This window comes from Sinorhizobium fredii USDA 205 (genome assembly GCF_001461695.1).
In the GTDB taxonomy this organism is placed as follows: Bacteria; Pseudomonadota; Alphaproteobacteria; order Rhizobiales; family Rhizobiaceae; genus Sinorhizobium; species Sinorhizobium fredii.
This window is the reverse complement of the sequence record NZ_AUTC01000135.1, coordinates 13516-34176: the sequence shown is the minus strand read 5'-3', so window position 1 is coordinate 34176 and position 20661 is coordinate 13516. Positions and strand designations below refer to the sequence as shown.

The 20661-nt window shown below is 62.7% G+C and carries 19 protein-coding genes and 1 pseudogene; 5 read left to right on the top strand and 15 right to left on the bottom strand.

Going from position 1 to position 20661, the window contains the following annotated elements; genetic code table 11:
- The first annotated feature begins 175 nt into the window (after positions 1 to 175).
- The 3 genes and pseudogenes from zwf (at position 176) to edd (ending at position 4305) form a co-directional block, all read left to right on the top strand.
- Positions 176 to 1650: pseudogene (gene zwf, locus N181_RS14760) on the top strand (glucose-6-phosphate dehydrogenase).
- Between the two features lie 9 nt (positions 1651 to 1659).
- Positions 1660 to 2358 (top strand): 6-phosphogluconolactonase, encoded by a 699-nt coding sequence (pgl, locus tag N181_RS14755; RefSeq protein WP_014327379.1) that lies wholly within the window; start codon positions 1660 to 1662, stop codon positions 2356 to 2358.
- Positions 2359 to 2484: 126 nt separating this feature from the next.
- A complete protein-coding gene (edd, locus tag N181_RS14750; RefSeq protein WP_014327377.1) occupies positions 2485 to 4305 on the top strand; it encodes a phosphogluconate dehydratase in 1821 nt (606 codons plus the stop codon).
- 27 nt (positions 4306 to 4332) lie between these two features.
- On the opposite strand, the gene N181_RS14745 is transcribed toward edd, so the two are convergent.
- The 8 genes from N181_RS14745 to N181_RS33140 all read right to left on the bottom strand — a co-directional run bounded on the left by N181_RS14745 (position 4333) and on the right by N181_RS33140 (position 12235).
- Positions 4333 to 4698, bottom strand: a complete 366-nt coding sequence (locus N181_RS14745; RefSeq protein WP_234885878.1) for a GFA family protein — start codon at positions 4696 to 4698, stop codon at positions 4333 to 4335.
- A 50-nt stretch (positions 4699 to 4748) separates the two neighbouring features.
- Positions 4749 to 5159, bottom strand: coding sequence for a hypothetical protein (locus tag N181_RS14740; RefSeq protein ID WP_037395319.1), 411 nt, complete (start codon positions 5157 to 5159; stop codon positions 4749 to 4751).
- Positions 5160 to 5475: 316 nt separating this feature from the next.
- Positions 5476 to 6564, bottom strand: coding sequence for an ABC transporter ATP-binding protein (locus N181_RS14735; protein WP_037395258.1), 1089 nt, complete (start codon positions 6562 to 6564; stop codon positions 5476 to 5478).
- Between the two features lie 20 nt (positions 6565 to 6584).
- The gene (gene bglA / locus N181_RS14730) at positions 6585 to 8240 is read right to left on the bottom strand and encodes a beta-galactosidase BglA (protein WP_037395262.1); all 1656 of its coding nucleotides are present in this window, start codon (positions 8238 to 8240) and stop codon (positions 6585 to 6587) included.
- A 26-nt stretch (positions 8241 to 8266) separates the two neighbouring features.
- Entirely contained in the window at positions 8267 to 9415 is a 1149-nt protein-coding gene (locus N181_RS14725; protein WP_014327372.1) for a carbohydrate ABC transporter permease, read from the bottom strand.
- Position 9416: 1 nt separating this feature from the next.
- A complete protein-coding gene (locus tag N181_RS14720; protein WP_037395265.1) occupies positions 9417 to 10424 on the bottom strand; it encodes a carbohydrate ABC transporter permease in 1008 nt (335 codons plus the stop codon).
- Positions 10425 to 10576: 152 nt separating this feature from the next.
- Positions 10577 to 11935, bottom strand: coding sequence for an ABC transporter substrate-binding protein (locus N181_RS14715; protein ID WP_037395268.1), 1359 nt, complete (start codon positions 11933 to 11935; stop codon positions 10577 to 10579).
- Between the two features lie 84 nt (positions 11936 to 12019).
- Positions 12020 to 12235 (bottom strand): hypothetical protein, encoded by a 216-nt coding sequence (locus N181_RS33140; protein WP_141322114.1) that lies wholly within the window; start codon positions 12233 to 12235, stop codon positions 12020 to 12022.
- Here N181_RS33140 and N181_RS14710 point away from each other — a divergent pair.
- On the top strand, positions 12234 to 13265 hold the full coding sequence (locus N181_RS14710) for a substrate-binding domain-containing protein (protein WP_037395271.1): 1032 nt from the start codon (positions 12234 to 12236) through the stop codon (positions 13263 to 13265). The genes N181_RS33140 and N181_RS14710 overlap by 2 nt on opposite strands.
- A gap of 4 nt (positions 13266 to 13269) precedes the next feature.
- Here the strand turns inward: N181_RS14710 and folD are convergent, their stop codons facing one another.
- Positions 13270 to 14169: a bifunctional methylenetetrahydrofolate dehydrogenase/methenyltetrahydrofolate cyclohydrolase FolD gene (gene folD / locus N181_RS14705; RefSeq protein ID WP_012706891.1), complete on the bottom strand. Its 900-nt coding sequence runs from the start codon at positions 14167 to 14169 to the stop codon at positions 13270 to 13272.
- A gap of 463 nt (positions 14170 to 14632) precedes the next feature.
- On the opposite strand from folD, the gene N181_RS14700 reads away from it, so the two are divergent.
- Complete coding sequence (locus N181_RS14700; RefSeq protein WP_037395276.1) at positions 14633 to 15622, top strand: glycosyltransferase family 2 protein; 990 nt, start codon at positions 14633 to 14635, stop codon at positions 15620 to 15622.
- A 20-nt stretch (positions 15623 to 15642) separates the two neighbouring features.
- Here the strand turns inward: N181_RS14700 and N181_RS14695 are convergent, their stop codons facing one another.
- From N181_RS14695 to flhA, 6 genes are all read right to left on the bottom strand, one after another.
- Positions 15643 to 16209: a hypothetical protein gene (locus N181_RS14695; RefSeq protein WP_037395279.1), complete on the bottom strand. Its 567-nt coding sequence runs from the start codon at positions 16207 to 16209 to the stop codon at positions 15643 to 15645.
- A complete protein-coding gene (locus N181_RS14690; RefSeq protein ID WP_014327365.1) occupies positions 16209 to 16577 on the bottom strand; it encodes a hypothetical protein in 369 nt (122 codons plus the stop codon). Before N181_RS14690 ends, N181_RS14695 begins: the two co-directional genes overlap by 1 nt.
- Positions 16578 to 16648: 71 nt before the next feature.
- A complete protein-coding gene (locus tag N181_RS14685; RefSeq protein WP_014327364.1) occupies positions 16649 to 17194 on the bottom strand; it encodes a rod-binding protein in 546 nt (181 codons plus the stop codon).
- Between the two features lie 99 nt (positions 17195 to 17293).
- On the bottom strand, positions 17294 to 17707 hold the full coding sequence (locus N181_RS14680) for a hypothetical protein (RefSeq protein ID WP_014327363.1): 414 nt from the start codon (positions 17705 to 17707) through the stop codon (positions 17294 to 17296).
- Between the two features lie 12 nt (positions 17708 to 17719).
- The gene (fliR, locus tag N181_RS14675) at positions 17720 to 18472 is read right to left on the bottom strand and encodes a flagellar biosynthetic protein FliR (RefSeq protein ID WP_014327362.1); all 753 of its coding nucleotides are present in this window, start codon (positions 18470 to 18472) and stop codon (positions 17720 to 17722) included.
- On the bottom strand, positions 18469 to 20556 hold the full coding sequence (gene flhA / locus N181_RS14670) for a flagellar biosynthesis protein FlhA (protein ID WP_014327361.1): 2088 nt from the start codon (positions 20554 to 20556) through the stop codon (positions 18469 to 18471). Before flhA ends, fliR begins: the two co-directional genes overlap by 4 nt.
- Positions 20557 to 20661 lie beyond the last annotated feature (105 nt).

Sequence of the window (20661 nt, the reverse complement as noted above, 5' to 3'; positions counted from 1 at the left end):
CCGCATGGTTCTGGGGCAGGTGTTTGCCCAGGTCCGAACGCCTTGAAATGGCTCAACCACAGAGCGTCATGCTTTGGAAAACTTGGTCAGATACGATTTTGTTGCGTTGCACACTAGCGCTTTTAAATCGATTAGATTATATCTGCCCTGACCTGAACGAGATCGAGAACATCCCATGAGCAGCCAGATCATTCCTGTCGAACCGTTTGACTATGTCGTGTTCGGCGGCACCGGCGATCTTGCGGAACGCAAGCTGTTGCCGGCTCTCTACCACCGGCAGATCGAAGGCCAGTTCTCCGAGCCGACGCGTATCATCGGCGCCTCACGCGCCGCCCTCACCGATGAGGAATATCGCCAATTCGCATCCGACGCGCTGAAGGAACACCTGAAGCCCGGCGAGTTCGACGAGGCGGAGGTCGAGACCTTCACCTCGCGGCTCCACTACGTCTCCGTCGACGCCAAGTCCGAGCAGGGCTGGGACGATCTCAAGAAGATCCTGGACGAAGGCAAGGATCGCACCCGCGCCTTCTATCTTGCCGTCGGACCGGCAATCTTCGGCGATATCTCGGAAAAGATCCGCGATCACAAGCTCATCACCAAGAACACCCGCATCGTCGTCGAAAAGCCGATCGGACGCGATCTCGCTTCGGCGACCGAGTTGAACGACACGATCGGTAAGGTGTTCCGCGAAGAGCAGATCTTCCGCATCGACCACTATCTGGGCAAGGAAACGGTGCAGAACCTGATGGCGCTGCGCTTCGCCAACGCGCTCTACGAGCCGCTGTGGAATTCGGCCCATATCGACCATGTGCAGATCACCGTCGCCGAATCGGTCGGCCTCGAAAATCGGGCCGGCTACTACGACAAGGCCGGCGCGCTGCGTGACATGGTGCAGAACCATATTCTCCAACTCGTCTGCTTCGTCGCGATGGAAGCGCCGACCTCGATGGATGCGGAAGCGGTGCGCGACGAGAAGCTCAAGGTGCTCCGCGCCCTGAAGCCGATCACCGCCGCCAATGTCGAGCAGGTCACGGTTCGCGGCCAGTATCGCGCCGGCGCATCGGCCGGCGGTCCGGTCAAGGGTTATCTCGAAGAACTCGAAGGCGGCGTTTCCAACACGGAGACCTTCGTGGCGATCAAGGCCGAGATCAGCAACTGGCGCTGGGCCGGCGTGCCGTTCTACATCCGTACCGGCAAGCGCATGGCCGGCCGCATGTCGGAGATCGTCATCACCTTCAAGCAGATACCGCACTCGATCTTCGACAACAGCGCCGGGCGCATCTCCGCCAACCAGCTGATGATCCGCCTGCAACCGAACGAGGGCGTCAAGCAATCGCTGATGATCAAGGACCCGGGACCGGGCGGCATGCGCCTCAGGAACGTGCCGCTCGACATGAGCTTCGCCGAGGCCTTCGGCTGCGCAACGCCGACGCCTATGAGCGGCTGCTGCTCGACGTCATCCGCAACAACCAGACGCTGTTCGTGCGCCGTGACGAGGTCGAGGCCGCCTGGCAATGGATCGATCCGATCCTCAAAGCCTGGGAAACGGCTGGACAGCAGGTACAGGGCTACACCGCCGGCACATGGGGGCCGAGCCAGGCGATCGCGCTCATCGAGCGCGACGGCCGCACCTGGAACGACACGATCTAGGACCGGCCGATGAGCGAGACCCTGCATACATACGAAAACGGAGCGGCCTTGGCGGAGGGGCTCGCCGATGCGGTCAGCGCCAGGCTTGCCGCGGCGATAGCGGCGCGCGGCGCGGCGAGCATCGCGGTATCGGGCGGCTCGACGCCGAAGGCGTTTTTCCGTGCCCTGTCCGAGCGCGATGTCGACTGGGCGAAAGTGACCATTACGCTCGTCGATGAGCGCTTCGTTCCGCCGGAAAGCGACCGTTCCAATCACGCTCTCGTCGCGGCCAACCTGCTGCAGAACAAGGCAGCCGCGGCGCCGTTCGTTCCGCTCTATCACGCCGCGGCGACGGCCGAGGCTGGGGCTGCGATCGCAAGCGAGAAGACGGCCGGCATTGCTGCCCCCTTCGACGTCGTCGTGCTCGGCATGGGAACGGACGGGCATACGGCCTCGTTCTTCCCCGGCGGGACGCGCCTGGAAGAGGCTCTGGACCCGGCGACCCCGCGCGGCGTGATCACCATGGAGGCCGACGGGGCCGGAGAACCCCGCCTCACCTTTACCTTCTCCAGCCTTCATGATGCCGGATATCTGGTCCTGCACATCGAGGGCGAGGGAAAGAGGGGGGTCCTTGGCCGGGCGCAAGCAGCGGGCGAGGAGACCGAAATGCCGATCCGCGCCATGCTGAGGCGGGCGGCATCGCCGCTGCAGATCTACTGGGCGCCGTAACGCGTCCGGGCAAGATAAAGCCATTCAAAGCGCTACAGCGACACGCGCCGCTTGGAAACATTGCCGCTGTGAGCCGACGACAGGATGAAGATCAAGGGGTCCGAAGACTCCGGAACAGGATGTGCCATGTCCGCCGATTCCCGCATTGCCACCATTACCGCCCGTATCGTCGAGCGTTCGAAGCCCTATCGCGAGCCTTACCTCGAGCGCGTCCGCAGCGCCGCGGCGACTGGGCCGCACCGCAGCGTGCTCGGCTGCGGCAACCTGGCGCACGGATTTGCCGTCTGTTCCCCCGCCGAGAAGGTGGCGCTCGCCGGCGACCGCGTCCCGAACCTCGGCATCATCACCTCCTATAACGACATGCTCTCGGCGCACCAGCCGTTCGAAACCTATCCGGCGCTGATCCGCGAGGCGGCCCGCGAGGCGGGCGGCGTGGCCCAGGTCGCGGGCGGCGTGCCGGCGATGTGCGACGGCGTCACCCAGGGCCAGCCCGGCATGGAACTGTCGCTCTTCTCGCGCGACCTGATCGCCATGGCCGCCGGCATCGGCCTGTCGCACAACATGTTCGATGCGGCCGTCTATCTCGGCGTCTGCGACAAGATCGTGCCGGGCCTGGTGATCGCGGCGCTGACCTTCGGGCACCTGCCCGCCATCTTCGTACCGGCCGGGCCGATGACCTCGGGCCTGCCGAACGACGAGAAGGCCAAGGTCCGGCAGCTCTTCGCCGAAGGCAAGGTCGGCCGCGACGAACTGCTCGAAGCGGAGTCGAAGTCCTATCACGGCCCCGGCACTTGCACCTTCTACGGCACCGCCAACTCCAACCAGATGCTGATGGAGATCATGGGTTTCCACCTGCCGGGCGCCTCCTTCATCAACCCCGGCACGCCGCTGCGCGACGCGCTCACCAAGGAAGCGGCGAAGCGGGCACTGGCGATCACCGCCATGGGCAACGAATTCACGCCGGCCGGCGAGATGATCGACGAACGGTCGATCGTCAACGGTGTCGTCGGCTTGCATGCGACCGGTGGCTCGACGAACCACACCATGCACCTCGTCGCCATGGCGCGCGCTGCCGGCATCGTGCTCACCTGGCAGGACATTTCGGAACTTTCCGACATCGTGCCGCTGCTCGCCCGCGTCTATCCGAACGGCCTCGCCGACGTGAATCATTTCCACGCGGCCGGCGGCATGGGCTTCCTGATCGCACAGCTTCTGAAGACCGGCCTGCTGCACGACGACGTCCGGACCGTCTACGGCCAGGGACTCGGTGCCTACGCGATCGACGTGAAGCTTGGCGACAACGGCGCCGTCAAGCGCGAGCCGGCGCCCGCTGAAAGCGCCGATCCGAAGGTGCTTTCAACCATCGACCAGCCGTTCCAGCATACGGGCGGATTAAAGATGCTGACCGGCAATATCGGCAAGGCGGTCATCAAGATTTCGGCCGTCAAGCCGGATCGCCATGTCATCGAGGCCCCCGCCAAGATTTTCAACGATCAGGCCGAGCTCAACGCTGCCTTCAAGGCGGGCACGCTCGAAGGTGACTTCATCGCCGTCGTGCGCTTCCAGGGCCCGAAGGCGAACGGCATGCCGGAACTGCACAAGCTGACGACGGTGCTCGGCATCCTGCAGGACCGCGGCCAGAAGGTGGCGCTCGTCACCGACGGCCGCATGTCCGGCGCCTCGGGCAAGGTCCCGGCAGCGATCCACGTCACGCCGGAAGCCAAGGACGGCGGCCCGATCGCCCGCATCCAGGAGGGCGACATCATCCGCATCGACGCGGTCAAGGGGACGATCGAGGTCAAGGTCGAGGACATTGCGCTGAAGACGCGCGTGCCGGCGCATATCGACCTCTCCGACAACGAATTCGGCATGGGCCGCGAGCTCTTCGCGCCGTTCCGCAAGATCGCCGGTACCGCTGATCACGGGGGAAGCGTTCTGTTCAACTGAGGCGCCGGCGCCGACGCCATCGCTGGCTTATGGCAGCGGTCCGGGAGGCATGTCATTCCGGCCGTCATAGCGCTCGACTTCGAGGGTGAACACGTCGACGCCCTCGATGCATCTGGCATTGAGCGAAACCCGGTCGCCGGGATAGCCGGTGCGTAGGATCGCCGTGCCGCAAGTCGGGCAGAAATGATGGCCCTCCGCGAGGCCGCGCCAGACATAGGTCGACAGCCGGCGCTTTTCCGTGAGGAGCCTGACGGCTGCGGCATCCACCTTCCAGTGAAGGAAGCCCGAACGCCGGCATGTCGAACAGTTGCACTCGACGAGCCGCGAAAGTTCAGCGTCGACCTCGATCGCGATTTCACCGCAGTGACAGGAAAGGCGATAGGGTCGTTGCATGGCCGCTCTCATGTCGTTAGCCGATCACGTGTCGATCGAGCTTTCCACGATCAGCGGTAGATGTCGAGCGTGCGGTTGCGGTGGTTCGGATGGGTGCTGTAGACGAAGATCCGGTTGAGATCGCGATCGTTCAAAAGCCGCAGGAACCGGGCTTCGATGAGGTTGTTGGCGTGGACCCGCTTCAACAGGCAGCCGATCAGCGGAATGCGGGCGCTCGGGATGTCGAGGTAGAAATTCTGCGGTAGCTGGAACTTCGTGATGATGCCGATCACGGCGCTGCTTTTCGACAGTTTGATGATTTCGCAGCGGCGCGACGAAAGGTTTTGCATTCCCTTCTCGGTAAATTCGATCCGCGCGTCGTTCCGCGTGTCCTCCATCGGGAAATTCGCCTCCCGATCATACATGAACGACTCTTCCTTGTTGAGAAAGTGCTGTTGCATCACAGGGGCCGCGCTGCGCATCGAATAGACCTTTCGCATTCCAATCGCGGCCACGCTAACCAATGAAATTTAACAGAGCGTTTGGCTCGGCGAGGGAATGCGAATAGACCGTCCGAAAGCATTGTGGATGGCCTGTCAGAGGTTACTGCTTTGGCGCGCGAAAATGCCCCTCATCCGCCTGCCGGCACCTTCTCCCCGCGAGCGGGGCGAAGAGACAAGGGGCAAACGCTGCGCAAGAGTCCCCTCTCCCCGCGCGTGCGGAGAGGGCCAGTCCTCGGGTCAAACCCAGGGTCAAACCCGAGGAGAGGGGCATTCTCTCACGCTTCCACCGACCGGCTTAAGCGCGATAGCTGCGCCCGTCGGCGTCGAAGAGATGCAGCTTCGCCTTGTCGGCGGTAAACCGCACCCTGTCGCCGCGCCCGACCTTGAGGATGCCGGGGATCTTGGCGATGATCGGCTCGTTCTCGACGAGTCCTTCGATATAGAGCAGCGTCACCTCCCCGAGCGCTTCGACGATCGAAATCGTGCCCTCGAACAGGAAGTCCTGGCCGTCCGTCGCCTGCAGGTCCTCCGGCCGCACGCCGAAGCTCGCCGTCTTGCCGGCTTCGGAAGCATCGGTCGGAATGTCGAGCGTCACGGACTTGCCACCTGCCAGGGACACCGTCGTCTGCGCCCCGGTCGCGGTGATCGTCGAGGGAATGACGTTCATGGCGGGCGAACCGATGAAGCGGGCGACAAAGAGGTTTGCCGGCCTTTCATAGAGGTCGAGCGGCGCGCCGACCTGCTCGATGTGACCCAAAGACAGAACCACGATGCGGTCGGCGAGCGTCATCGCCTCTACCTGGTCGTGGGTGACATAGATCATCGTCGTATCCGCCATTCGCTCGCTGAGCTTGGCGATCTCGATGCGGGTGGCGACGCGCAGCGCCGCGTCGAGGTTGGAAAGCGGCTCGTCGAAGAGGAAGACCTTCGGGTTGCGGCAAATCGCCCGACCGATCGCGACGCGCTGGCGTTGCCCGCCGGAGAGCGCCTTGGGGAGGCGGTCGAGAAACTTGGTAAGTTGGAGCATCTCTGCGGCCGAGCGGACGCGGCGGTCGATCTCTTCCTTCGTTTCCTTGGCGATCCGCATGCCGAAGGCCATGTTGTCGTAAACGGTCATATGCGGGTAGAGCGCATAGGACTGGAACACCATGGCAATGCCGCGCTGCGACGGCGGCACCTCGTTGACCCGCTGGCCGTCGATAAACATGTCGCCGCCGGTGATCTCCTCGAGCCCGGCGATCATCCTGAGCAGCGTCGACTTCCCGCAGCCGGACGGCCCGACGAAGACGACGAACTCGCCCTGCTTGATATCGAGATTGATGCCGTGAATGACATCGACCGCCCCGTAGGACTTGCGGATGTCTTTAAGCAGCAGACCGGTCATTGCACCCTCCCCTCGGTTTTCTAGGCCAGGCGCGCGAAGAACGCGCCCCAGGCCGGAAGACTGATCTTGTTGTCCCTTATATCAGAGATGAAGCCGTGGCCGTCGAGCGGCTCGACCGTGCCTTCCGGCAAATCCGCGGCCGCGGGCTCTTCGCCCATGTTGAAGAGGCAGAAGAGCTTCTTGTTGCCGTGGATCCTCAAAAAGCCGAGGAGCGGCGCCCGCGTCTCGACGAACTCGATATCCCCCTTGGCGAAGGCGGAGTGCGCCTTTCTGAAATGCAGGAAGCGGCGATAGTGCTCGAGTACCGAAGCCGGGTCACCCTCCTGGATGGCGACGGCCTGCGCCAGGTGAGCCTCCGGAATCGGCAGCCAGGGCTTGGCGCTGCTGAAGCCGCCGTCCGGCAGGCCCTCCCACGCCATCGGCGTCCGGCAACCGTCTCGGCCCTTGAAATCGGGCCAGAACTGAATGCCGTAAGGATCCTGAAGGTCCTCGTAGGCGAGTTCCGCTTCGGGCAGCGCCAGTTCCTCGCCCTGGTAGATGCAGACCGAGCCGCGCAGCGACATGAGCAGGCTTGCAAGCTGCTTGGCGTGGCCGATGTGATCGCTGACACCGGAGCCCCAGCGGCTGACATGGCGCACGACATCGTGGTTGGCGAAGGCCCAGCAGGCCCAGCCTTCCGGCGCCACCTTCTGGAAGTCGCCCATCACCTCGGCGACGCGCTCCGGCGTCAGCGGATCCGGCGACAGGAACTCGAAGGCGTAACACATCTGCACCTTGTCGCCGCCGGAGGTGTATTCACCAGCGATCTCAAGGCCGCGCTGGCTGTCGCCGACCTCGCCGACGGCGGCAATCGCCGGGAATTCATCCATCACAGCGCGGAAGCGCTTGAGGAATTCCAGGTTCTCCGGCCGGTTCTTGTCGTAGATATGTTCCTGATAGTTGTACGGATTGACCGCCGGCGCAGTCGAAGCGTTGCGGCGCTCCGGTGCAAGCGCCGGGTTGTCGCGCAGCTCTCTGTCATGGAAATAGAAGTTGATGGTGTCGAGGCGGAAGCCGTCGACGCCACGCTCCAGCCAGAAACGCTCGACCGCGAGAAGCGCCTCCTGCACCTGAGGATTGTGCAGGTTGAGGTCGGGTTGGGACGTCAGGAAGTTGTGCAAGTAGTATTGCAACCGCGTCGGGTCCCAGGCCCAGGCGGAGCCGCCGAAGATCGACAGCCAGTTGTTCGGCGGCGTGCCATCCGGCTTGGAATCCGCCCAGACATACCAGTCGGCCTTGGCGTTGCTGCGGCTCGAGCGGCTCTCGACGAACCAGGCATGCTGGTCGGAAGTGTGCGACAGCACCAGATCGATCATCACCCGAAGGCCAAGACGATGGGCTTCGGCGATCAGCAGATCGAAATCCTTGAGCGTACCGAAGATCGGGTCGACATCCGTGTAGTTGGAGACGTCGTAGCCGAAATCCCGCATCGGCGAGGTGAAGAAGGGCGAGATCCAGATGGCGTCGGCGCCGAGCGCCGCCACATGCGGCAGGCGGGCGGTGATGCCTTTCAGATCGCCGATGCCGTCGCCGTTGGTGTCCTGGAAGGAGCGCGGATAGATCTGGTAGATCACCGCGCCGCGCCACCAGTCCTTGTCGGCCGTCAGGATTGCGCCGGTCGTTTCAGTCTTGGTCATGCGAATATAGAGTCCTGTCCTGAATGTCAGCCGCCCTTGACCGATCCCGCCAGCAGGCCACGAACGAGGTAGCGTTGCAGGGCGAAGAAGACGATCAGTGGAACGACGATGGTGATGAAGGCGGAAGCGGTGAGGATTTCCCAATTGCCGCCGCGCGAGCCGAGAAGGTTGACCAGGCGGCCGGTCAGCACGAGCGAATCCTCGCCGGCGCCGAGGAAGACTATGGCGACCAGAAGATCGTTCCAGGTCCAGAGGAACTGGAAGATGGCGAACGAAGCGAGCGCCGGGAACGACAAGGGCAATATGATCTTGACGAAGATGTCGAAATCGCTGGCGCCGTCGACACGGGCAGACTCCATGATCTCGCGCGGCAGGCCGGCCATGTAATTGCGCAGGAGATAGATCGCCAGCGGCAGTCCGAAGCCGGTATGGGCGAGCCAAATGCCCATATAGGTTTTGGCGGGCACGCCGAAGAAAGCCCCGACACCGTTATAGAGCTGCAGCAGCGGAATGAGCGACATCTGCAGCGGCACGACGAGCAGGCCGACGACGACGGCGAGCAGGATCGCCCGACCCGGGAAAGGCATCCAGGCAAGCGCATAGGCCGCAAAGGCCGCTATCAGGATCGGGATCACCGTCGACGGAATCGCGACCGTCAGCGAGTTGAGGAACGACGTGCCGATGCCGGCCGCGCTCAGCACCTCGATATAGTTGTCGATCGTGAAGCGCGGCGGCGTGGCGGCGGTATAGAAGATGCGCTGGCCGCGCGATCCTTCCATCTTTGTGTCCGAGACGATCTCGAAGCTGCCGTCGCCCTGCACCGTCAGCCGCTCGCCGTCATTGAGCTCCGCCGTCTCGCCGGCTTTGAACTTCCCATGTTCACGGCTGGAGAAGCCGAAGGCGGAAATCTGGCCGCCACCCCGCCCCTCGAGCAGGTTGCCGGAGATCACGAACTTGCCGTCCCGTTCGACCTGGCTGTCGGCCGAAGGGGCACGCGCCACATCGTTGCGCGACGAGGTGGCCAGCGCCGTCCACCAGCCGGAGACGGCGAGCTGGTCCTTGTCGCGCAGCGACGAGATCAGCAGCCCGGCGGTCGGCATGGTCCAGAGAATGACCAAAAGCAGGACCGAAAGATGGACGGCCCAGGTGAGCGGGGAACGCGTCGACGGATTCATCTCAATGGCCCCCCGATTCCTTGGTTGCGTTGCGGATGTTCCAGATCATGATCGGAATGACGAGGACCATGATGACGACGGCGATCGACGCGCCGCGGCCGAAGTCACCGCCGCCGCGGAACATCCAGTCGAACATCAGGTTGGCGAGCACCTGGCTCTGCCATTGGCCGTTCGTCATCGCCAGCACGATATCGAAGACCTTCAGGACAAGGATGGTGATGGTCGTCCAGACGACCGCGATCGTGCCCCAGATCTGCGGCACCATGATCTTGAAGAAGATTTGCCAGCCATTGGCACCGTCGATCACCGCCGCCTCGATCGTCTCCTCCGGAATGCCGCGCAGCGCCGCTGAGAGGATGACCATGGCAAAGCCCGTCTGGATCCAGATGAGGATGACCATCAGGAAGAAGTTGTTCCAGAAAGGCAGCGTGATCCAGGCCTGCGGTAGGCCGCCGAAGGCGACGACGATCGCGTTCAGAAGGCCGATCTGCTCGGAGCCTTCGGCCCGATAGTCATAGATGAATTTCCAGATGACTGCGGCGCCGACGAAGGAGATCGCCATCGGCATGAAGATCAGCGTCTTGGCGATGTTGCCCCACCAGATGCGATCGGTCAGCGCCGCGATGATCAGGCCGAAGAATGTCGCGAGTGCCGGAACGACCAGCAGCCAGAGGAAATTGTTGAAGATCGACTGGCGGAATTCGCCGTCGTTGATCATCCAGTTGTAGTTGCGCGCGCCGACGAAACTCTGGCCGCCCCTGTCGTGGAAGCTCAACCACACGGATTGGACGACTGGATAGATGAGATAGATTGTCAACGCGAACAGAGCCGGCGCCAGGAACAGCCAAGGCCGGATGGCATTGGTGATCCGCAGATTGCGGGAGGCGGCGGCACCCGACAGCCCCTTTGACGGAAAAATCCAATCAAGAATGAAATTGGTCGCCCAGAAATAGGCCGCGCAGGCCAGGACACCAACTATCATCGTCAGAATGGCAGCGAGCAGCTGCATGACACATCCCTCCCCTCAAACGCCTCCGGAACAGGACGCTCCAGGCGCATTACATGACGGCGGCTTTCGCTTTTTTTGTTGGGATGCCCGCTGACGCGGACCGATCCGAAAGGAAGGCAGCGGACGAGACATGCCGTCCGCTGCCTTAGGTTTTACTTGATGGCGTCCCAGGCCTTCTGGACACCGGCTGCGACGTCGGCCGATGATTTGCCGCCGACGTAATCGACCATCCCGGTCCACAGGGCGCCGGCGCCGATCTTGCCGGGCATCAGGTCCGAACCGTCGAAGCGGAAGGTCGTGGCGTTGAGGAGGATCTCGCCCTGCTTCTTCAGCGGCGGGTTGCCGTAGACGTCGACATTGACGCTCTTATAGGGCGTCAGGAAGCTCGTCTGCGCCATCCAGACCTCGTGCGCGATCGGCGTCTTCAAGAACTCGATGAAGGCGCGCGCGGCCGGCGTGTCCTTGGTGATCATCGCAAGCGTGCCGGCGCCGAGCACCGGATTGCCGAGCTCCTTCTTGCTCTCATAGGGCGGCATGTAGAAGAAGTCGGCATCCTCGCCGACCACCGTGCCTTCCGGGAAGAACGAGGGGATGAAGGAGGCTTGATGGTGCAGATAGCACTTCGGCGGCGAGGCGAAGAGACCTTTCGGGCTGTCGCGGAAATCGGTGGAGGCGACCGCTGCCGCACCGCCGTCGACGAACTTGTCGTTTCGGGCAAACCAGCCGAACTCGTCGATCGCGCCGGTCACCGCGGCGTCCGTGAAGGGAATCTCGTTCTTGACCCACTTGTCGTAGACCTCGGGTGACTGCGTGCGCAGCATCAGGTCCTCGACCCAGTCCGTCGCCGGCCAGCCTGTCGCGCCGCCCGAGCCGAGACCGATGCACCAGGGCTTCTCGCCATCGGCCGCAATCTTCTCGGTCAGAGCTTTCAGCTCTTCCATGGTCTTGGGCACTTCGTAGCCGGCGTCCTCGAAGTTTTCCGGGACGTACCAGACGAGCGACTTGACGTCGATCTTGTAGGGGAAGGCGTAGAGCGCCGCGGCGCCGTCCTTGCCGGTGTAGGTGGAGAGATCGACCCAGGACTGGCCGGCGGCATAGTTGTCGAGCAGCCATTGCTTGGTTTCGTCGCCGAGCGGCGTCAGGAGGCCCTTCGCAGCAAGGTCGGCAATCAGACCCGGTTGCGGAAGGATCGCAACATCGGGGGGGCTGCCGGCCTGGGTGTCGATGACGATCTGCTGCTCATAGTTCTCCGAGGAGGAATATTTGATCTCAACCCCTGTCGCCTCGACGAAATAGGCAGAAACGCTCTTGAACAGAGCCTCGTCCTCGCCGCGCCAGGGACCGAAGATCGTCAGCGTCTGGCCTTTCAGGTCGTGCCCCTTCTTGAACTCCTCGAAGCTTCCCCAATTGAACTTCGAATCTTCGCCCGGCTTGAACTTCAGGTCGGCAGCGCTGGCGGCCCCTGCAAGCAGAGCGAGCGCAGCCACGCCAATCAGCAATGATCTCTTCACGTTCTGGTCCTCCCCAAAAAGAAACCCGGGCGTTACGCCACGGGTGGATCGTCAAGGCGCAACATTCAAAGCGCTTTGAGTTTGCTAACACTCCATTGCCGCCGAGAAAGAGTCAAGGGGCTTTCCTGAGGGTGCGCGTTGCACTGCAGTATTTTGCTTTGCGGCAAGGTTTTGCAGCGCAAAATGGCGGTTTCCTGCTTTGTCCGGCGCGTAACGGGTGATATCAGGACAAGTTGGCGCTTGCCAAAAGAGCGAAAAATAAAGTGGATATCCAAAGCGCTTTGAGAGGAATTCGGCCATGGCGGTCAATCTGAAGCAATTGGCGGAGATCCTCGGCCTATCGCAAACGACGGTCAGCCGCGCCCTCAACGGCTATCCGGAAGTCAATGCGGAAACGCGTCAAAGGGTGCTGCAGGCGGTGCGCGAGACCGGCTACCGGCCGAATCGTGCCGCCCAGCGGCTGGCGACAGGAAAGGCCTATTCGATCGGGCTCGTGATGCCGATCGCGCCCGGGATCGATTCCGACATCCATTTCGGCGAATTTCTCGCGGGCCTCGCAGAGGAATCGGTGAAGCATGACTTCCACTTCGTGATCAACCCGAGCGCGCCGGACGACGAGGAGGCGACGTTTCGGCGGCTGGCGGCGAGCGGCAATGTCGATGCGGTCTTCCTGGCCTATATGCGCGCCAACGACCCCCGCATCCCCATGCTGAAGGCGCTGTCGATTCCCTTCGTCGTGCATGGCCGGTCGATTGGCGGCCCACGCGACTATCCGTTCCTCGATATCGACAATACGCAGGCCTTCTACGACGCCACCAAGCTGCTCCTGCAGCTCGGCCATCACCGGATCGGGCTGATCAACGGGCCGGACTATCTCGCCTTTTCCATGCGCAGGAAAAAGGGGCTGACGCGGGCGCTCGAGGAGTGGGGCCTCGGCCTCGACGAAGAGCTCGTTCATCATTCGGTGATGGCCGACGAATACGGCTATCGAAGCATGCAGCACTTTCTTGAACGGCCGGATCCGCCGACCGCGGTTCTCTGTTCCAGTACGGTGCTGGCGCTCGGCGCGGTGCGCGCCATCAATCGGGCTGGGCTCGTCATCGGCAGCGACATTTCGATCATCGCCCATGACGACGTCCTGCCGATGCTGAAGCCGGAGAACTTCAGCGTACCGCTGACGACGACGCGCTCATCGCTCCGAGCCGCCGGCGCCCGGATCGCGACGAGACTGATCGGCGGGATACTCGGCCGCGACACCTATCCGGAACAGGAGCTCTGGCGCGCCGAACTGATCGTGCGCGCTTCGACCGGGCCCGCGCCCGGGCGGTAGGATGTCAGAATTTCGGCGGGTTTTGCCCGGCTTTGCGATAGGCGGCGATGATCGTGTTCGCCATCAGCATGGCGATCGTCATCGGCCCGACGCCGCCCGGCACCGGCGTGATGACGCTTGCGACCTTGGCGCATTCCTCGAAGGCGACGTCGCCGACGAGTTTCGTCCTGCCCTCGCCGCGCTCCGGCGCCGCGACGCGGTTGATGCCGACATCGATGACCAGCGCACCGGGCTTGACCCAGTCCGCCTTGACCATTTCCGGGCGGCCGACCGCCGCCACGAGGATATCGGCGTTTCGGCACACGGCCGCAAGATCCTTGGTGCGCGAATGCGCCGTGGTGACCGTCGCATTGGCAGCGAGCAGCAGCGCCGACATCGGCTTGCCGAAAAGATTGGAGCGACCGATGACGACAGCATTCAACCCGGAAAGATCACCACCATGGGTGCGGCGCACGAAGACCATGGCGCCGGCCGGGGTACAGGAGACCAGTCCGCCGTCGAGATCGCCGGTCGCGACCTTGCCGGCATTGACGACATGCAGTCCGTCGACATCCTTCTCGGGTAGGATCGATTGGATGATCGGCTCCGACTGAAGATGTTTCGGCAGAGGCAATTGGACGAGAATGCCGTGGATGGAAGGATCGGCATTGAGTTCCGCCACCAGGGCCGCCAGTTCCTCCTGCGAGGTCTCCCCCGGCAGCGTATGCTGGACGGAGAGGAAACCGCATTCCTTGGCCATCCGGCTTTTCGCCGACACATAGGCGTGGCTTGCCGGATCGTCGCCGACAATGACCACCGCGAGGCCGGCCCGAACGCCTGTTTCCGTCTCCAGCGTCTGGGTAGCTGATTTCACGGTTTCGATGACCGAAGCGGCAACAGCCTTGCCATCAATCACAGTCGTCACGGCATATCTCCCGGTTTGTCCTCGACGCGCCACACTCTAGCCGGCGCGACTTTGCGCATTTGCCTGCATGCGCCCTATGCTGTTCCAAACGCATAAATGCAAGGCCCTAGGGAAAGCGCACCGCCATTCGGCGCATTTCCTTGCACCGTTGCAAGGCCGGGGCGGGCGGGCGACGGGGACTTGAGAGTTCGATCGCATGGCAGCGGTCGCGTCGACCGGTCGCTGGCGATCGCCACCGAATGCGGGCTGTTTCCGTCCGGATCATTTCGAGGCTAGTCACGCTCTGGGCGTGAACGTGATAGACTCCCATTCAACTTCGAAGATTTGCTTTATTGCTTGCCTTTACAGCGCCCGCGCGTCTTATCGGACGCGCAAAGGTCGCTGTAGCACTTTGAATTGCTGCATGCTTCCTTAGATCCGCTACGATTTAAGGAAGCATGCAGTAGCTGCGCGGGTTTTGTCGATGACACCGACCGGTGAGGACATTTCGATCCACTTCCAGAGCGAACTGGAGAATGCGGCGGATATTGAACTCGTCGTCGTCGTGCCGACATTCCGCCGCCCGGACCATCTCGTCAAGACGCTGAAAACCATCGTCTCGCAACGCCCGGACTTTGCTTGCGCCACGGTGGTGGTTGAAAATGACCCGGATGGCCAGACCGGCGCTGAAGCGGCAAAGCGCTTCTTTCTCGAGCACCGGTCCGATTCAACGGTGATCGTCGCCCACCGGCGGGGGCACAGCCATGCCTGCAATGCCGGTTGGGCGACGGCCCTCGACCTCTATCCGAACCTGCGCGCCGTAGCGGTGATCTACGATGATGCAGTTGCCGCTCCCGAATGGCTCGATTGCCTTGTGGCCGTTCAGGAGGGCCACCGGGCGGACATCGTCGGCGGCCCGCAGCTTCCTGTCTTCGAGGACGCGGATGGGCAGAAATGGAAGCAGCATCCGATCTTCTCGCCCTGCTACGAAGCGACCGGCCCGGTGCCGCGGCTTTATTCGGCCGGCAATGTCCTCATCACACGAGCGGTGCTCGATGCCATGCCGCGACCGTTTTTGAATCCGGCCCTGAATCTTGTCGGCGTCAGCGACGGGGACTTCTTCAATCGATGTAGCGCGAAGGGGTTTTCCTTCGCCTGGGCGGCGGAGGCATGGGTGGCGGAAACGGTGCCGCCAGACCACACCACGGCGTCCTGGATCCGGGCCCGCAGTCTCGAACAGGGCGCGATCTCGACGTTGCTCGAGCATCAACGCGACGCGAGCCTGACGGGTCGCTTGCGAACGCTCGGCAAATCGATCGCGCTGCTGGCCGTGTCGCTGCCACGCGGCCTCAAGCTATGGGCGCAAACCGGGCTTGCAACCGCAAGCCTCTACCATTTCCATGTGGCGGTCGGTCGACTGACGGCCACGATGGGCTTTTCTGACGGGAAGCACCGCGCTCCTGGAGAGAGGTGAAAGGGTCCCTTCAACGCTCCTCAATGGCCGCTTGACGCCTTCACTGCACCCTCGGGGATCTTGTCGGAGGCGACGTTGCCATGCTTGTCGACCACTGGAACCGGCTCCTGATAGGGCCTGTTGTTGCCGTTCGCCACGCGTTTCATGTCGTCCTTGCCCAGATATTCGAGCTGTTCGACCAGGACTTCGGTAATGACCTCGCCGCCGAGCTTCTTGTTGAGGCCGTCCTTGACGGCGACCTTGAAGCTCGGCAGGTCGAACGTGCCGGTGTCGGCGACATCGACGAACCGGGAGCCGACGAGCATGTCATAGAGCTCGTCGGTCACGACCTGCCGAAGCGGCGCGTGAAGCTTCGCTATCCCTTCCCGCGTCGCCGAGAAGGACAGTTTCGCCAGGAAATAGCCCTGAACCGCCCCGTCCTCGATCACCGGAACGGTAATGATCTCTCCCGGTACATATTCCTCCGATGCCCGCCTGTCAGCCTCCGCGTCCGAGAGGACCGGCGCCGAGGCGTACTGCATCGAGAAATAGACGGATCCAAGCGTCACGGCGCAGACCCAGACCCCGGTGAGAACGAGCTTCAGCATCAGAAATCGCTATAGCGGAATTGCGCTTCGGTGTAGATGCCGTCCGCGTCGGCGTCCTGCGCAGCGGTCTTCAGAAGATCGACGACCGAGCGCACGGCTTCGACATGCGCTTCGACCTTCTGGGCGTTGAGCTTGAGCTTCTGCCGGAGGTGGCGCGTCTGCGAGGCGAAGGATGGCGAGATTTCACCGGCTGCGGTGTCGCGATGCAACATCGTCAGCTCGTAGAGGCAGCGGCTCTTGTGTGCGTTCGACGTCTTGATGTCGAATTTCGGGTCCACGCCGATGCGGCTGTTCTCGTTGTCGATGATCATCTCCAACCGGCCGAGAACGTTCTGTATCCGCAGATCGTGGGATGCCACAGCTTCCATAAATCAACTCCCAAATTATGCGTTTCAGGGAAGGACGCGAACAGGCTCGCGAGCCATCCCGGCCAAAAAATCTATGCCTGGTTCTTCTTTTCGTCGGTCGTCAAGAATCCGGCCTTGCGCTCGTATTCGTGGACCATGCCGGCGGCGATGTTGCTGGTATCGTCATCAAGCCGCGCGCTGGCGCGATCGGCAGCGTCGCTGCCGACCATTCGGTCGGCAATGCCGATGCCGCCGCCATCGGCCAGCACGTTGGCAATCTGCTCCGCCATCATGCCTTTCCAGACCTCGCCCGACGTACCCTTGCCGAAGACGCTCTCGCTTTCGCTCGGCAGCATCGACTTGACGAAGTTCTGCAGCACCATCGCCTCGAACTTACGATAGGTCTCCGGCACCTTCTTCGGTTCGACGCGGTTGCTGACGTCGCCGAGGCCCGTCGATCCTTCCGAGGAATTCAGCACCGAAACCGCCGCGGCGAAGCCGTTGCCGTTTTCCGCAAGGCTCGTCGCCTGAAAGGCGGCGCGATTGGCCTTGAGCCGCGTCTGCGCCTCCTGAACTTCCGCCGGATCGGCCGCGCGGACGACGTCCAGCACCAGATCGCTGGGCGGGGAAATAGCCATGTCAGATCCTCTCAGGCTGCTGCCCGGCGTCTTGTCACACGGGGCAGCGCAATCAGTGCGAACCGGAGGACTGCTTGGGCAGCCCGTCCGGATAACGCACTATCGCCCTTCAACCTTACCGGAAGCTGGCGCGTGACCGGCGACGTGCTGATCGATGAGGTCGAGCATCTGATTGTCGTCCGCCTCGCGATCTTCCATCGTGCGTGCCTCTTCCATGCTCTCTTCCAGCCGATCGCCCTTCGCACGCTCCTTGAGCATGCGCGCCTCGTGGACCTGCTGGATGCCGAGCAGCATCTGGTCCTTCTGCACCAGCCGCCCGAGCTGCGCCGCATAGTGGCCCGAGAAGACGCGATGCATGGGATGGGCAGAGCCCATGGCGTCGACGACAACGTCGATTGTCTCGGAGAGTACGCCGCGCTGGCGGGTCGTCTCGGCAAGCTCGCTTTCGGCCATCCGCTCGAGATGCCGCTGCACGTCGACCAGGCGCTTCAATTTTTCCGATCGCGACTTCATCGCCTTTCTCCCCTACCCCCCCTGCATCACCGGCCCGAAACCATCGGCGAACAGGCGGAGCATCGCGGCAATCCCCAGATAGAGGAGGAACAGGCCGCCCAGGATGAGGTAGGGCTGGGAGATGAAATAGACCGGAACCTGCGGCGCAAGCCTGTTCACCATGCCGATCGCCACGTTGAAGAGAAGCCCATAGATGACGAAGGGGCTGGCAAGACGCAGCATGATCAGAAAGGTCTGTCCCAGCGAGTTAGTGAGCGTGATCAGCATGCCCTGCGGATCGAAGCCGATGCCGATCGGCATGACGCGATAGGACTGCGCGATGGCCTCGAAGATCACGTGGTGGAAGTCGAGCATGAAGAGAAGCATCAAGCCGGCGAAGCTGATCATGCTGGTGAGCTGGTTTTCCGCCGTCTCTTCGAGCACGTCGGTCGCCGGCGGCGGGTTGAAGCCGATCAGCATGGTGATCGCCGTCCCGGCGAATTGCAGGCCAAGCACGTAATAGCGCGCCACGAGGCCGATGACGGCGCCGATAACGCTCTCGGTCGCGATGAGGTAGATGTAGGTGTGCCCCTTGCTCGCCACCGCAGGATAGATGTCGGTCCACATGATCGGCAGGATGGCCATGGAAAGCGCGACGGCGATGAACAGCCGTACCTGCATCGGAACGCGCGCAGTCGAAAATCCCGGCATGATCATGATGCAGCCGCCGATCCGGCAGAATGCCGCGAACAGCGCCAGCACCGTGCCCTCGGGATCGGTGATCATGAAAGGGCGCCGATGATCTTGATTTCCAGCCCCTTGGCGAGTTCGACATGGGAGAGCACGGGCAGCGTGGCGAAGAGGCGTTCGATGATCATGCGCACATATGAGCGGGATTCGGGCGAACTTACCAGCACGAAGGGCACGCCGCGATCGAGATGTTCACGGATAACCTTCGTCGCCTGCTCGCTGAATTCCTCGAGATGGCGCGGGTCGATGTCGAACTCGACGATCTCGCCCTTGGCGTCGCGCTTCAGCGCCTGATGGAAGACCATGTCCCACTTGCTGCCGAGCCGGAGCACGCGCAGCACGCCGTTTTCGGCAAGGTCGCCGCAGAGCTGCTGCGACATGCGCACGCGGACATGCTCGACGATCTGCTCGGTCTTGCGGACATGCGGCGCCAATTCCGCCACGGCTTCGAGAATGAGATGCAGGTTGCGGATCGAAACGCGTTCGGCGAGCAGCAACTTGAGCACCGCCTGCAGGCCGGAATAGGACATGTGCGAGGTGCAGATCTCGTCGGCGAGCTTGCGATATTCCGGGTCGAGCCGCTCGATCAGCACCTTCACGTCCTTGTAGGAGAGAAGTTGCGGCAGGTTGTTGCGGATCACTTCGCTTAAGTGCGTCAGCACGACCGAGACGTTGTCGATCGGGTGGAAGCCTTCGCGCTTCAGATCTTCCGTGAAGGTCTCCAGAATCGAGAGGGCCGGCATGCCGAAGGCCGGTTCGCGGATCTCGTCGCCGGGCACGCTCGGCCGGCGGCCACCGCCGGTCACGACCAGCACTTCGCCGACGCGCACCGTGTTGGAGGCGATCGTCGTGCCATGAATGCGGACATGATAGGCCTTGTCCGGAATGGTGATGTCGTCCGAAACCTTGATCTCCGGAACGACAAGTCCGTATTGCAGGGCGAACTTGCGGCGCATCTTGCCGACCCGGAAGGCGAGTTCCTGATGCGCGCCGAGCAACCTGGTCGAGACCTGCTTGCCGAGCAGCAGCTCGATCTCCGCGGTTTTCAGCACCGATTTGACGGAGTCCCTGTCGCTGTCCTTCGTCTGCTGGGCCTTCTCAGCTTCCTGGGCACGCTTCTCGGCATTGGCCGCTTCGATCTGCCTGGGAATCAACCAGCCGAGGAAGGCCATGCCGCCGCCAAGCACGGCGAAAGGCAGGAAGGGCAGGCCGGGCATGACGGAAAGGAGGATGATGAGGCCGGCCGCAACCATCAGTGCGCGCGGATAGCCGCTGAGCTGCCCGACGACGGCCTGGTCGGTCGAGCCGGCGGTGCCGCCGCGTGACACGAGAAGGCCGGCGGCGAGCGATACGATCAGCGCCGGGATCTGTGAGACGAGACCGTCGCCGACCGAGAGCTTGACGAACACATCGGCGGCTTCGCCGATCGGCATGTCGTGGCGCAGATAGCCGATGATGATGCCGCCGAAGATGTTGATCGCCGTGATGATCAGGCCGGCGATCGCATCGCCCCGCACGAATTTCGAGGCACCGTCCATCGCGCCGAAGAAGGAACTCTCCTCTTCCAGCTCGCGCCGGCGGCGCTGCGCCTCCTTCTCGTCGATCAGGCCGGCCGAGAGATCGGCATCGATCGCCATCTGCTTTCCGGGGATCGCATCGAGGGTGAAGCGGGCGCCCACTTCGGCGATACGCGTCGCACCCTTGGTGATGACGATGAAGTTCACCGTGATGAGGATCAAAAAGACGATCAGACCGATGACGAAGTCGCCGGACATGACGAGGCTCGCAAAGCCCGAGATGACGCCGCCGGCCGCTCCATGTCCCTCATGGCCGTGAGACAGGATGACGCGCGTCGTGGCGATGTTTAGTGCCAGGCGGGTCATCGTCGAGATCAGCAGGATCGTCGGAAAGGACGAGAAATCGAGCGGCCGCTGGATCCACAGCGCGACCATCAGGATCAGCACCGAAAAGGCGATGGAGAAAGCCAGCCCGAAATCGATGAGGAACGGCGGAATGGGCAGGAACAGGATCGACAGGATCATCACGATCCCGAGCGCGAAGCCGATGTCCCGGCTCTTCGGTGCGAGTTTCGGGATCGTCAGCGTCGCCTGTTGTGCCATGTCTCTTCCGTCTCTTCATGAGAGGCGGGCAGCACGCCACGCGAGGCTGCCCCAAACTATGAGGGCAGATCTAGAGCCCCAAGCTTGCGCGAGGGTGGTATCGGG

What these genes read in the sequence shown, in the direction of transcription:
- pgl (WP_014327379.1), top strand. Translation starts at nt 1,660, where the DNA reads ATGAGCGAGACCCTGCATACATACGAAAACGGAGCGGCCTTGGCGGAG.
- edd (WP_014327377.1), top strand. Translation starts at nt 2,485, where the DNA reads ATGTCCGCCGATTCCCGCATTGCCACCATTACCGCCCGTATCGTCGAG.
- N181_RS14745 (WP_234885878.1), bottom strand. Translation starts at nt 4,698, where the DNA reads ATGCAACGACCCTATCGCCTTTCCTGTCACTGCGGTGAAATCGCGATC.
- N181_RS14740 (WP_037395319.1), bottom strand. Translation starts at nt 5,159, where the DNA reads ATGCGCAGCGCGGCCCCTGTGATGCAACAGCACTTTCTCAACAAGGAA.
- N181_RS14735 (WP_037395258.1), bottom strand. Translation starts at nt 6,564, where the DNA reads ATGACCGGTCTGCTGCTTAAAGACATCCGCAAGTCCTACGGGGCGGTC.
- bglA (WP_037395262.1), bottom strand. Translation starts at nt 8,240, where the DNA reads ATGACCAAGACTGAAACGACCGGCGCAATCCTGACGGCCGACAAGGAC.
- N181_RS14725 (WP_014327372.1), bottom strand. Translation starts at nt 9,415, where the DNA reads ATGAATCCGTCGACGCGTTCCCCGCTCACCTGGGCCGTCCATCTTTCG.
- N181_RS14720 (WP_037395265.1), bottom strand. Translation starts at nt 10,424, where the DNA reads ATGCAGCTGCTCGCTGCCATTCTGACGATGATAGTTGGTGTCCTGGCC.
- N181_RS14710 (WP_037395271.1), top strand. Translation starts at nt 12,234, where the DNA reads ATGGCGGTCAATCTGAAGCAATTGGCGGAGATCCTCGGCCTATCGCAA.
- N181_RS33140 (WP_141322114.1), bottom strand. Translation starts at nt 12,235, where the DNA reads ATGGCCGAATTCCTCTCAAAGCGCTTTGGATATCCACTTTATTTTTCG.
- N181_RS14700 (WP_037395276.1), top strand. Translation starts at nt 14,633, where the DNA reads ATGACACCGACCGGTGAGGACATTTCGATCCACTTCCAGAGCGAACTG.
- N181_RS14695 (WP_037395279.1), bottom strand. Translation starts at nt 16,209, where the DNA reads ATGCTGAAGCTCGTTCTCACCGGGGTCTGGGTCTGCGCCGTGACGCTT.
- N181_RS14690 (WP_014327365.1), bottom strand. Translation starts at nt 16,577, where the DNA reads ATGGAAGCTGTGGCATCCCACGATCTGCGGATACAGAACGTTCTCGGC.
- N181_RS14685 (WP_014327364.1), bottom strand. Translation starts at nt 17,194, where the DNA reads ATGGCTATTTCCCCGCCCAGCGATCTGGTGCTGGACGTCGTCCGCGCG.
- N181_RS14680 (WP_014327363.1), bottom strand. Translation starts at nt 17,707, where the DNA reads ATGAAGTCGCGATCGGAAAAATTGAAGCGCCTGGTCGACGTGCAGCGG.
- fliR (WP_014327362.1), bottom strand. Translation starts at nt 18,472, where the DNA reads ATGATCACCGATCCCGAGGGCACGGTGCTGGCGCTGTTCGCGGCATTC.
- flhA (WP_014327361.1), bottom strand. Translation starts at nt 20,556, where the DNA reads ATGGCACAACAGGCGACGCTGACGATCCCGAAACTCGCACCGAAGAGC.